Source organism: Synechococcus sp. MIT S9503 (genome assembly GCF_047304175.1).
Taxonomy (GTDB): Bacteria; Cyanobacteriota; Cyanobacteriia; order PCC-6307; family Cyanobiaceae; genus Synechococcus_C.
In genome coordinates, this window is the sequence record NZ_CP138955.1 from 1,677,916 (window position 1) to 1,690,420 (window position 12,505).

Annotated in this window: 9 protein-coding genes; 7 read left to right on the forward strand and 2 right to left on the reverse strand. The window is 49.5% G+C overall.

What is annotated here, in order from left to right; genetic code table 11:
- Nucleotides 1-9 precede the first annotated feature (9 nt).
- Both SIB56_RS09560 and SIB56_RS09565 read left to right on the forward strand, forming a co-directional pair.
- Nucleotides 10-192 carry a hypothetical protein gene (locus SIB56_RS09560; RefSeq protein ID WP_413323718.1) on the forward strand — a complete coding sequence of 61 codons (183 nt, stop codon included), beginning with the start codon at nt 10-12 and terminating at the stop codon, nt 190-192.
- 118 nt (nt 193-310) lie between these two features.
- Entirely contained in the window at nt 311-1,669 is a 1,359-nt protein-coding gene (locus tag SIB56_RS09565) for a phospholipase D-like domain-containing protein (RefSeq protein WP_413327284.1), read from the forward strand.
- A gap of 135 nt (nt 1,670-1,804) precedes the next feature.
- Here the strand turns inward: SIB56_RS09565 and SIB56_RS09570 are convergent, their stop codons facing one another.
- Nucleotides 1,805-5,065: an efflux RND transporter permease subunit gene (locus tag SIB56_RS09570; RefSeq protein ID WP_413323719.1), complete on the reverse strand. Its 3,261-nt coding sequence runs from the start codon at nt 5,063-5,065 to the stop codon at nt 1,805-1,807.
- A gap of 13 nt (nt 5,066-5,078) precedes the next feature.
- Nucleotides 5,079-6,203, reverse strand: coding sequence for an efflux RND transporter periplasmic adaptor subunit (locus SIB56_RS09575; RefSeq protein ID WP_413323720.1), 1,125 nt, complete (start codon nt 6,201-6,203; stop codon nt 5,079-5,081).
- Nucleotides 6,204-6,650: 447 nt separating this feature from the next.
- On the opposite strand from SIB56_RS09575, the gene sufB reads away from it, so the two are divergent.
- The 5 genes from sufB to SIB56_RS09600 all read left to right on the forward strand — a co-directional run bounded on the left by sufB (nt 6,651) and on the right by SIB56_RS09600 (nt 12,503).
- Entirely contained in the window at nt 6,651-8,102 is a 1,452-nt protein-coding gene (sufB, locus tag SIB56_RS09580) for a Fe-S cluster assembly protein SufB (protein ID WP_413323721.1), read from the forward strand.
- A 49-nt stretch (nt 8,103-8,151) separates the two neighbouring features.
- Nucleotides 8,152-8,940, forward strand: a complete 789-nt coding sequence (gene sufC, locus SIB56_RS09585; protein ID WP_413323722.1) for a Fe-S cluster assembly ATPase SufC — start codon at nt 8,152-8,154, stop codon at nt 8,938-8,940.
- A 2-nt stretch (nt 8,941-8,942) separates the two neighbouring features.
- Nucleotides 8,943-10,130 (forward strand): Fe-S cluster assembly protein SufD, encoded by a 1,188-nt coding sequence (gene sufD, locus SIB56_RS09590; protein ID WP_413323723.1) that lies wholly within the window; start codon nt 8,943-8,945, stop codon nt 10,128-10,130.
- 184 nt (nt 10,131-10,314) lie between these two features.
- On the forward strand, nt 10,315-10,650 hold the full coding sequence (locus SIB56_RS09595; RefSeq protein WP_413323724.1) for a hypothetical protein: 336 nt from the start codon (nt 10,315-10,317) through the stop codon (nt 10,648-10,650).
- Nucleotides 10,651-10,844: 194 nt separating this feature from the next.
- Nucleotides 10,845-12,503, forward strand: a complete 1,659-nt coding sequence (locus SIB56_RS09600) for an alpha-D-glucose phosphate-specific phosphoglucomutase (protein WP_413323725.1) — start codon at nt 10,845-10,847, stop codon at nt 12,501-12,503.
- Nucleotides 12,504-12,505 lie beyond the last annotated feature (2 nt).

Here is a 12,505-nt window from a genome sequence, read left to right on the forward strand (position 1 = left end):
CCTGTGGGAGTGAACCGAAAAGCCCTGCGCTGGATTGTGGCCATCACCCCAATAGCAGGGGCGGTGGCATTCCCGGTTCTTGTGCCTCTGACGATGGCAAAAGTCGGGATCGGTGCAGGTGTTGGCCTGGCACTCGTCCTCAGCAGCCTCTGGTTTGTCGGGATGCTGAAAACCTCTGAAATGCCCCACTGACTGAAGCCCTGATCACCAGAGGGGAATTCTGACTGCAACCGCAATCCAGCACGTGCAGTACAGGCTGCTCAAAAGATTGCGAACACTGGCCTTAACGCCTCTGATCATCACCCTTGCGATGGGCTGCAGCCAGGCCGGCCAGGTCGTTGGAGCGAGTGAACCTGAGCTGCCGTTGCCGCAGAACTTTCAGCTTCACTTCAATCATCGAGATGCGGTTCGCTATCGCCATCCCCTGAACGGCGACTGGCGAAACGGCGACAACCTGGAAAAGCAGTTGATCAAAGCTATCAACGCGGCAAAAGAGGAAGTGCTGATCGCCGTTCAGGAACTCACTCTCCCAGAGATTTCACGAGCCCTGATCAGGGCCAAGAGGCGTGGCGTGAACGTTCGTGTAGTGCTGGAGAACAATTACAGCAGCCCCTGGTCCTGGCAACACCCAAGCGATCTCACGCCCCGCGCCAGGCAACGACAGAGCCAACTGCAACAGCTGGCGGATACCAATCGCGACGAACGTCTCACTCCCGACGAACGGCTGGCGGGAGATGCGATTGCGCTGCTGATGCAAAACGGAGTGGCAATGATTGATGACACCGCAGACGGAAGCCGAGGCAGTGGCCTGATGCATCACAAGTTTGTGGTGGTTGACAGGTCTCTTGTGATCACAGGTAGTGCCAACTTCACCAGTTCGGGAATGCATGGGGATGTAGGGCCTTCACGCAGTCGCGGCAATGTGAATCATCTACTCAGCATCAGAAGCCCCGATCTGGCTGCGCTGTTCCGGCAGGAATTCAATCGGATGTGGGGCGATGGCCCCGGGGGACGGCAGGACAGCAAATTCGGACGAGACAAACACAGCACTGGCCAGCAGAGCGTTCAGGTGAGTGGCGTCACAGTCGACGTGCTGTTCGCTCCACATGCACAACAACAACCAGAGCATGGATTACATGTGATCAGCGAGCAACTGACGGCAGCAAAGAGAAGTATCGACATGGCTCTGTTTGTGTTTTCCGCACAGACACTCACCAACGTTCTTGCAGAAAAAGTTAATGCTGGTACCAATATTCGAGTGCTGGCAGATCCAGGCTTTGCGAACAGATCCTTTTCAGAAGTGCTCGATCTACTAGGCCTGCAAATCCCTGACCATCGATGCAGGATTGAATCCAACAACCGCCCTCTAAAAGAGCCATTGCAGACCGTCGGCACCCCCCGCCTTGCCCGCGGCGACAAGCTGCATCACAAGTTCGCCGTGATCGACAACAAAACTGTGATCACAGGATCCTTCAACTGGTCACCCGCTGCTGCCCACACCAATGATGAAACTCTGCTGGTGATTCACTCACCCGAAGTTGCTGCTCATTTCACCCGTGAAATGAATCGAATGTGGCGTGGAGCTGAACTGGGGATCACCGATCGAATGCGCCGCAAGCTTGATCAGCAACGTGCAAAGTGTGGAAGTGCGTTCAAAGATATTTATTAGGCGAAGCGTGATTGACACCATTTCATCAATAATTCAAAACGAATGCATAATGAAGGCGTCATCAAGAGCTTATCATTAAATTGATAAACAATTAGAAAAGGGATTCAATTCAATTTGGTAAATAAAAAAATACATTTAAGAAATATTAGCATTAACATGACGCGAAAACAATCTGCTTTCTAAATTTTTAATCAACACATAAGCTGGCGGAACAAAAAGCAATGAAAGAATTGTACCCATTAACAAACCGCCAAAGACAACAGTACCAATCGACTGCTGAGTATTGGCTCCGGCATTCTGTGCAACGACAAGTGGGAAAAAGCCTGCGAGGGATGCCACAGACGTCATCAAGATAGGCTGAAGCCTTTCTTTTCCTGCCTGGGCAGCAGCGGTAACAGTATCAACTCCGTTAGAGACTCGTTGGTCTGCAGCTTCGACAACGAGAATTGAATTTTTAGCAGCAAGACCTATCAGCATTAGGAGACCAATTTGAGAAAAAATATTGACATCCATAGAGCGGAGACTAATAAATAAAAGGCTTCCTAAAACAGCGATTGGTACTGTAATCATGATAGCAATTGAAGTTATGTAGCTCTCATATTGGGCTGACAACACCAGGAACACGGTCAATGCAGCCATCAAGAACAGAAAAACGATTGTAGAACCGGATTCATTCTGAACTCTGGTTAAACCGGTGAACTGATAGCCGATATCATTGAAATCAAGAGAAGCAAATACCTCTTTTACATCATTAATGACCTGTCCAGTAGAATATCCTGGGCTAGCAACAACCCTATACTCGATCGAGCGTTGGAAGTTAAAATGATCAATCGTTCCCGGACTTGTCACCAGTTCATAAGTGGCAACCTCATTCAAAGAAACAAAGTCACCCGTGGATGATTTAATCCCATAGTTCATCAATTGATCAATAGTGCTTCTTTCTTTAGGTTGACTGATAAGAACAATATCTTTCGGACCACCCTCTAAGGAAGTCTGATCGACACGTGCACTACCAGCAAGCGTACTGATTGTCGTCAGAACATCCTCATACTCAAGATTCAGAGATCCCAACAATGATCGGTCGATGTTAATTTGATACGATGGATTATTAGCAGAAAACTGTGTTGAGATATTTTGAATTGACGACTGTTGGGAAGCTTTGACTGAGAATTGATTGGTTAAATCAAAAAATTGATCAATTGAATAGCGTCCACTGCTTTCGTCTGTAAGCGAAACGGTCAAGGCAGAATCTTGGCCAAAACCAGTGATCATTGGCTCCTGTAGCACTGGAGGCGGATTTCTTGTGGGTAGTCCGGCAAACTTGGTCATGAGACTGGATGATATATTATCGATTTTTTGAGTGATTTTGCGACGCTGATCGAGAGGCAATAGGGTGACATATAAAATTGCAGAGCCATCAGTTTGGTCGATCAACACATAATCAGAAATGCCGGATTGATTGCCTTCGTTTTGATCATTTAATAGGCTTCTAACCTGATTGCTCACAGGCTCAACAGCAGTAATCGAAGCCCCAGGATTAAGATAAAATAAACCAAACAAATTACCCATGTCTTCTTGCGGAATTAGACCAGTTGGGGTGATCCTAAATAGATAAATTGTCAACAAAGCGAGAGGCAACAAAGAAATACTTACCCACCTTCTTCTTTTCAAAAACTGATCTAACAATTTCTGGTAAGCATTCTCAACTTTTGCGTAAAATTTGTTAAATGTTCTGAATACTGTGTCAAGTTTCAGGCCAATACAAGCAAATAGTATAGTACTAATCGGCAAGATAATAGTTCCAAAAATAGCCTTGGTGAAATAGCCAACCAGAAGCCCAACAAGAGAACCTAAAAATGCTGAAGTCCATGCGGGCATTGACTTCATTCGCCCCGGACGCAACAACAAGGCTGACATCGTCGGTGAAAATGTCAGAGCATTAAAAGTCGATATTGCGATAGAAAATATGATTGTAATTGCGAACTCAATATAAATATTTCCAATCGGTCCACTTGTCAATGCGACAGGAAGAAACAATGCAATTAACACTAATGAAGTAGATATAATCGCTCCGAACAACTCATTCATTGATGCAAAAGCCGCATCGCGAGAAGTCATACCTTTCTCCATATTGGCCGTAACTGACTGGACCACCAGAATTGCATCATCGACGACAAGCCCCGTGGCCAGGACCAAGGCTGTCATCGTAAGAAAATTCAAAGTAAAGCCAAAAAACCTCAGAAATGCAAAGGTTCCGACAATAGAAATTGGTATCGCTAACCCAGGGATAAGAATAGTTCGCCAGTTTTGCAAGAACAATAATAAAATAAGAATAACAAGTAAGATTGCCAATCCAAGAGCATCTTTCACGTTCGAAATAGAGTCTAAGATAAATGTCTTACGATCCTTAAATTGAACAACCTTGATTCCAGGGGGAGCATTAACTTTAAACTCATTAATACGTTGTTCAATCTGCTCACCAACATCCACGGCATTACTCCCTGACCTGAGAGAAGCTTCAATGTAGACTCCTGGATGACCGCTACTAGATTTAATCACCGATTCAGGACTCGCTATATATTGAACATATCCAATATCTTTGATACGCAAAACAGCGCCAGAACTCAACCGTTTAATGACAATGTTCTCAAATTCGGGTATGGATTGAATGTAACCGCTGTTCTCAATCATCACAGAGTAGTCATACGTAGCAGTATCGCCAGCCTGAGAAGCACCAACAAAACCTCCAGAAGAAGGATAATTCTGAGATTTGATGCTCTGACTCACCTCATCCACACTTAATCCATAGGAACGCACTAGGTTTGGGTCGACTGAAATCTGAAAAATTGGCCTCGATGGATAAACAACTAGTTTGCCGACACCAGAAATCAATTGGAGTTGTTTTTGCAACTGATCTTTGACTAGAGAACTTAAATAAGCGGCATCGTATTGACCTTTGGTTGATGTAATCAGATAGCCACTGATTCGCGTATCTGTGGTTTGAGAGATAGTAATTCCCTGTTCTTGAGTTATTTTTGGTAGACTTGACTGTGCCTGTTGAACACGATTTTGAACATCTAAAGATGCAGTATCTGCCGAAGTATCAGGTTTGAGATGTAATGTGATCGATGTGGAATCAGCTTTGGAAGTCGATCTGATGTAGTCAACACCAGGTGTGTCAGACAAAATATCTTCTAATTGCTCTGTAACCGATAATTCGACAAATGAAGCGTTTCCACCTGGATACTTTGCTGTAACCACAATTTGAGGTTGAGCAATATTGGGCATGTACTCAAGTGGCAAACTGTCAAGGGAAATCCATCCGATGATGAAAATCACCAGACTGCAAACACTGGTGAGAACCGGCCTTGAAATGAAGCGATCAGATAAAGACATTTATAAATCAAACTTAGTTTGATGATTTGATTGATACTGGAGTGCCATTGGCAAGGACTGCTGAACCACTGACAGCAATTAAATCACCGGCTTTTAAACCTGACAATACAGAGAAATAATTGTCTTGCAAAGACCCTAATTTCAATGGTGTTTCAACAGCAATCAAGGAAGTTGAAGGCAATTTCATCATTGATTTTTTCTGCTGAAGATTAACATTGTTTTCCTTCAAAAAAGATCGAACAGGGACGAGTTTATAGGTATAGGGTTGTTGAGCTTTGAACAATGCTGCCGTAGCAGGTAAGCCAGGATGTTGGTCGCTACCAATAATAATTTTTGATCGAATTAACTGATTAGGGCGCAGATCAGATCTTTCATTCACAAATGCTGCTCTAACTCTCAAAGTGTTTAAAGGCAGGAAATCGTTGTTCCTTGTATCAGCCTCAAAATATGGAGGGATAAATGCAATTCGGCCTTCTCCAATCACACCGCTATTAGATTCATCAACCATATCAACTCGCTGTCCTAGCTTGATCTTATTTGCTTGAAGCGCAGGCACAGAAAGATCCACTGAAAGATTTTTATTATTGACAACAACAAAACTGTTGCCCCCCTGCTTTAGGTAGAGGCCTGGATTGATTCCAGTTAAATCTCCAATAATGCCATCAATCGGTGATCGAATTGACCTCTTATTAAGTGCTTCTTGTTTTGCTACCAAATTACTTTGTTTACCAATTGCAGCAACGCTGGCCTCCTCAGCCGACTCCTTTGACTCTGCACCCTTTTCAAACAACCACCGTACACGCTTGGCATGCAAATCAGCTTCTTTAAATTGTGCCTGTGCCGTTTTCAACTCCGCAATTTGCTCAGCATTGTCTAAAACAACCAAGACCTGGCCAACAGTAACAGAATCACCTTCTTTAACGAGTACTTGTGTAATCAGGCCATTCACTTGTGGCCTAAGTTCAATATATCCAGGGTTAACAAGTGTACCCTGAGCTTGGATAACCTCAGCAAATTTTCTTGTTTTAATCCTCGTCGCATCAACTGGAAAGGCTTGAGGATCTGGACTTTTGCTGTGGCAACCTGCCATCATGCAGGTAAGCCCGCACAAAAAGCCAACTTTGGCTAACAATCGCATCTTGAAGCGGACGTACGAAGGCAAAATTAAATTGGATAACTAATTATGATAAATCATAGCTATTCAATCTGTGTTGACCTTATACATCAACAACTATTTCGCAAAGTCAGCACTTGCCTACAAAAAACAAAATGCACCAAGATTATCCAGCCCCTTAATTTGATAATCGCCTGGATCCTTTTTTGAGCAACAGGGGGCTAATTCTTGAAAGGTACATTGCGATTTTCGCAAAAGCTTATCTTGCAGCATCTACTCACCCCCCCCACCCAAAAACTCTAATGATACGCAGGTCAGTATCAGATGCGCACTGACTATCGGCATCGCTCTAATTAGCTTGACAGTAATAAATAATTCGCCTGCATTCTTTAATGATCACCTGAGAATTCACTTCCTTAATTAAAAATCCAATCATTCTCACTCAAAGAGCACTGGGCGAGGTATTATTTCATGAAAGACACATCCGGTGAAGCTTCTGCTGAAGAACTGGTCGAACAACCTTACAAATACGGATTCGTCACCGAGATTGAAGAAGAAAAGATTCCAAAAGGAATTGATGAAGATGTCATTCGCCTGATCTCGGCAAAAAAGGAAGAGCCGGAGTTCATGCTCGAATTTCGACTGAAGGCCTATGAACACTGGCTAAAACAAGAAGAACCCAACTGGGCAAAACTTGGCTATCCGAAGATCGACTATCAAGACATCATTTACTACGCTGCACCAAAGACAAAGGAAAAAAAGCGCAGCCTTGAGGAGGTAGATCCAGAGCTTCTCGATACATTCAGCAGACTGGGTATCCCTTTAAGTGAGCAGAAGCGACTTGGCAATGTTGCCGTAGATGCTGTGTTTGACAGCGTTTCAATTGCAACAACCTTCAAAGAAAAGCTTGCAGAATTTGGGGTAATTTTTTGTGGCTTTGCCGAAGCGGTAAAAGAGCACCCTGAACTTGTAAAAAAATATCTCGGCACTGTTATTCCCAGTAACGATAATTTCTTTGCGGCTCTGAACGCGTCCGTGTTCAGCGACGGCACGTTTGTTTATATCCCCAAAGGAGTGGAATGCCCGATGGAGCTTTCCTCCTATTTCCGGATCAACTCCGGAGATGCTGGACAGTTCGAACGCACGTTGATTGTGGCGGAGGAAGGTGCTTCCGTCAGCTATCTAGAGGGCTGCACAGCTCCCATGTTCGACACCAACCAGTTGCACGCTGCCGTGGTGGAGCTGATTGCTCTTGATGATGCGTCCATCAAGTACTCCACCGTGCAGAACTGGTACCCAGGCGACGAAAACGGCGTCGGCGGCATCTACAACTTCGTCACCAAGCGTGGTCAGTGTCGCGGCGCCAGAAGTTGCATCAGCTGGACACAGGTGGAGACAGGATCGGCGATCACATGGAAATATCCCAGTTGCGTTTTGATCGGAGAAGATTCAGTTGGTGAATTTTATTCTGTCGCTCTCACGCATCATCTGCAACAGGCAGATACGGGCACCAAAATGATTCATATCGGCCCACACACACGTTCAACCATTGTCAGCAAAGGGATCAGTGCGGGCAAATCGAGTAACAGTTATCGCGGACTGGTTCATGTCAACCCGTCAGCGAAAGGGGCACGCAATTACAGCCAGTGCGACTCGATGCTCATCGGTGACAACGCAAGCGCCAATACCTATCCTTATATCCACTGCCAACAAATGAATTCTTCGGTGGAACATGAAGCCAGTACCTGCCGAATCTCAGAGGATCAGCTCTTCTATCTGCAGAGCCGCGGTATCGGCTTTGAGGAGGCAGTCTCCATGATGGTGAGCGGCTTCTGCCAGGATGTTTACAACCAGCTGCCGATGGAATTCGCAGCAGAAGCAGACAAGTTGCTTTCCCTGCGACTGGAGGGAGCTGTGGGCTGAGTCTTTCTGATCACGCAACAAACAATCACCGGTTTTAGCATTTTTATTCATGATCAATCCCGATTCAGAACTGCTTCTCGACATCAAAGATCTGCATGCCTCTGTTGAGGATCAGCCCATCCTCAAAGGCGTCAATCTCCAGATCAGAGCCGGTGAAATTCACGCGATCATGGGCCGCAACGGCAGCGGCAAGAGCACCCTCTCGAAGGTTCTTGCCGGACATCCCGCCTATGAGGTCACCGGCGGCAGCGTTTGTTATCGCGGCGAAGACCTGTTCGAACTGGAAGCCGAGGAGCGTGCACGTCTCGGTGTGTTCCTCAGCTTCCAGTACCCGGTCGAGATCCCCGGTGTCAGCAATCTGGAGTTTCTGCGCGTCTCCACCAATGCGCGGCGTGAGAAGCAGGGCCAGGAGGAGCTCGACACCTTTGATTTCGAAGACCACGTTCGCGAGAAGCTCAAGGTGGTGCAGATGGATCCGGCCTTCCTCGAGCGCAGCGTCAACCAGGGCTTCTCCGGTGGTGAGAAGAAGCGCAATGAAATTCTGCAGATGGCATTGCTGGAGCCGGTGGTGGCCATCCTCGATGAAACCGATTCCGGTCTGGACATCGATGCCTTGCGCATCGTGGCCGGCGGCGTCAATCAGCTCTCCGGTCCGCAGAACGCCACGATCCTGATCACGCACTACCAGCGACTGCTTGATGAGATCACTCCGGATTACGTGCACGTGATGGCTGCAGGACGCATCCTGCGCACCGGCGGGCGTGATCTGGCGGTCGAGCTGGAGAAAACCGGCTACGACTGGGTTGATAAGCAGCTCGCCGCCGAGGGAGTGGCCTGATCATGGTGAGCAGTGTGCTGGCACCGGTGCAGCAGAGAGGACGCGAAGCCCTCCAGCGCCTGGGACTGCCCACCCACAGACAGGAAGCCTGGAGGCTCACTGATCTCAAACGACTCGGGGCGATGCATGCATTGCCTCTCATTCCCGCGGATGCTCGGGATGATCTGCCCGAACCACCTAAGAGAGGACTTCGATTGCTGCTTGGGGCTGATCAGAATCCGTTGGAGGCAGTGACACTCCCCAACGGCATCAAAGCCTTGAACAATGAGGAGCTGGAGAGCCTTCTCGGTCGCGTAACCGATCACTGCGGATGCTCAGCAGACTGGCCGGTTGAACTCAACAAGTCCTCCAGCCAACAGATCCTGGCGCTGCAGATCAGCGGCAAGGTTCCTCCTCTGGAACTCGTGATTGATGCCAGTGGTTCCGGCTTGCTGGCGACGCGGTTGCTGCTGATTCTTGATCCAAATGCCGAACTCGACCTGCTCCAGGTTTTCAGATCAGCAAATGGTGTGGCGCACAGTCATCTCTGCGAAATCCAGCTCGGAGAGGAGTCACATCTTCACCATGGATTGCTCTCGATTGGAGATGGCGAAGGTTCACTCCTGACAACACTGGCAACGCAGCAGGAACCAAGAAGTAACTACGCCTTCTCCTCGTTTGTTCAGGGTTCGATGTTTGCTCGAATTGAACCCAGAATTGTGCAACTGAGAGGCCAGGCATTCACATCTTTGAAGGGATTGGCTGTCGCAACCGATGAGCAGCAGATCGGAGTGCACTCCGCGATGCGGTTTGACGGCCCCGAAGGTGAACTTGATCAACTGCAGAAAAGCCTGGTTTCAGGGAAATCGCACACGATTTTCAATGGCTCAATACAGGTGCCCAAGGAAGCACAACAAACCAATGCAGCACAGCTGAGTCGCAATCTCATGCTCTCGAGTCGAGCTCGCGTTGACACAAAACCAGAGCTGGAAATCATTGCCGATGATGTCAAATGTGCTCACGGGGCCACCGTCAGCCAGCTGCAGGAAGACGAACTCTTTTATCTGCGCAGCCGCGGAATCACCGAGATGGAAGCGACAGCTTTACTCCTCAATGGGTACTGCCAGGAAGTGATTGATCAGTTGCCCGCAGAGGCCGCACGATGGAAACTTTCTGAAAGAGTGCACAATCTGCTGATTTCAGCCGTTTAAACCGTTCAGCAGTGAAACCTTGAACACAATTGAGGTGATGCTGCAATCAATCACTGGGAGAAGTCTGCTCAAAACAGACTCAGCATTTCAGACATCGTCTGCAAGACCGATCCCAAGTCAGAATGCCGCCACGTGTAAAACCCACCCCGTGAGACTTCCATCGTTCCTTTTGGGGTTCGCCTTGATGCTGCCTGCAACGGTTGAAGCCCAGATCAAGCAGGTGCCCTTTCCGACCAGGGAAGAGCTGCGCGCCCTTCAGCTTCTGGCGTACAGCTGCTCACGTGGCAACGATGCTGACAGCTGTGACAAGACACGCAGCCTTGCCGATCCCCTTATGGACCATCCCAGACTTTCGGCTGCATGCAAAGACACCGTCTGGGAAGTGGTTCAGACTGCCCGGGTGGCCAGCAGCAACAGCTTTCAGCGCCGCGACAGCATTGATCGCCCTGCCCGGCGACTGACGCTGGTCTGTTCTGAACCTGAGAAACCTCAGGGACCCGCTGCACCAACCGAGACCTGACGATCCGCAGGGTCTAAGGCCCATTCCAAGTCAAAGCATTGATCGGGCAACAGCAGAGTCAGCTGCGTTTCACCTCTTTCTCAAAGCTGAGTTGAGCTCTGTGGACTGCGAAAGGTAACTGCGAGAAGTGGTCGTGCCGGCAGCCATCAGCGGACTCTGCATGTTTAGGTTCGTCTTACCCGCTCCCGTGAGGGATGACTGCCTCCGCCTCGGCCGACTCAGCAAATATTTTCGTACGGCTCGAAGCCCCCTTCACCGACCAGAAGCCGGGCACCTCCGGATTGCGCAAGAGCAGCCGACAATTCGAACAACCGAATTATCTGGAGAGTTTCGTTGAGGCTGTGTTGCTGACCCTGCCTGGAGTTCAGGGAGGCACATTGGTGCTTGGTGGCGACGGCCGCTACGGCAATCTGCGCGCCATCAATGTGATCCTGCGCATGGGTGCAGCCCATGGCCTGAGCAAGGTGATCATCACGACAGGTGGAATTCTCTCCACCCCTGCGGCGTCCAACCTGATCCGCAAACGAAAGGCCATCGGTGGAATCATTCTCTCCGCCAGTCACAACCCCGGCGGCCCCGATGGCGACTTTGGAGTGAAGGTGAATGGAGCCAATGGCGGCCCCACTCCGGGATCCTTCACCGATGCGGTGTTCGAATGCACCAAGTCGCTGGAGCAATACGCCATTGTCGAGGCTCCGGCGCTGAGTCTCGACACTCCAGGTGTCCACAGCATTGGTGCCATGCAGGTCGAGATCATCGACGGTGTCGATGACTTTGTGGAACTGATGCAGCAACTGTTCGATTTCGATCGAATCAGCACATTGCTGCGCGGCGATTTCCCGCTGGCATTCGACGCGATGCACGCCGTTACAGGTCCTTATGCCCGGCGTGTTTTCGTGGATCTGCTGGGGGCGCCCTCCAACAGCATTCGCAACGGCATGCCCCTCGAGGATTTCGGCGGCGGGCATCCGGATCCCAATCTCACATATGCCCATGATCTGGCCACACTGCTGCTCAGGGGGAACGACTACCGCTTTGGTGCCGCCTGCGACGGTGACGGCGACCGCAACATGATTCTCGGCCACCGCTGTTTCGTGAATCCCAGCGACAGTCTCGCCGTACTGACCGCCAATGCCGAGCTGGCTCCCGCCTATGGCTCAGGCCTGGCAGGCGTTGCTCGCTCCATGCCGACCAGCTCCGCCGTTGATGTGGTGGCGAAGGAACTGGGAATCGACTGCTTCGAGACACCAACCGGATGGAAATTCTTCGGAAACCTTCTGGATGCTGGCCGGATCACCCTTTGTGGTGAGGAAAGTTTCGGCACCGGCAGCAACCACGTGCGTGAAAAAGACGGACTCTGGGCTGTGCTCTTCTGGTTGCAGATCCTCGCAGTGCGCCGTTGCAGCGTGGCGGACATCATGAATAGCCACTGGGAGCGCTTTGGGCGGCACTACTACTCACGCCATGACTACGAAGCAGTGCCCAGTGACGCCGCCCACGGTTTGTATGACCGTCTCGAAGGCCTCCTACCCGGTCTGGTCGGCCAATCATTCGCCGGTCGCAAAATCACTGGGTCCGACAATTTCAGTTACACCGACCCTGTGGACCAGTCGATAACCCAGGGCCAAGGCCTGCGCATCCTTTTGGAGGATGGCAGCCGCGTTGTGGTGCGCCTCTCTGGGACCGGCACCAAGGGGGCCACCATCCGGGTCTATCTCGAGAGCTACGTGCCCAGCAGTGGTGATCTCCATCAAGATCCCCAGATCGCCTTGGCAGACATGATCAGCAGCATCAACTCGCTGGCGGAGATTCAGCAGCGCACTGGCATGGAGAGCCCCTCCGTGATCACCTGATC

Bases quoted from the DNA above. Each gene is read 5' to 3' on its own strand.
- sufB (WP_413323721.1), top strand. From the start codon at position 6,651: ATGAAAGACACATCCGGTGAAGCTTCTGCTGAAGAACTGGTCGAACAA.
- SIB56_RS09570 (WP_413323719.1), bottom strand. From the start codon at position 5,065: ATGTCTTTATCTGATCGCTTCATTTCAAGGCCGGTTCTCACCAGTGTT.
- sufC (WP_413323722.1), top strand. From the start codon at position 8,152: ATGATCAATCCCGATTCAGAACTGCTTCTCGACATCAAAGATCTGCAT.
- sufD (WP_413323723.1), top strand. From the start codon at position 8,943: ATGGTGAGCAGTGTGCTGGCACCGGTGCAGCAGAGAGGACGCGAAGCC.
- SIB56_RS09595 (WP_413323724.1), top strand. From the start codon at position 10,315: ATGCTGCCTGCAACGGTTGAAGCCCAGATCAAGCAGGTGCCCTTTCCG.
- SIB56_RS09600 (WP_413323725.1), top strand. From the start codon at position 10,845: ATGACTGCCTCCGCCTCGGCCGACTCAGCAAATATTTTCGTACGGCTC.
- SIB56_RS09565 (WP_413327284.1), top strand. From the start codon at position 311: ATGGGCTGCAGCCAGGCCGGCCAGGTCGTTGGAGCGAGTGAACCTGAG.
- SIB56_RS09575 (WP_413323720.1), bottom strand. From the start codon at position 6,203: ATGCGATTGTTAGCCAAAGTTGGCTTTTTGTGCGGGCTTACCTGCATG.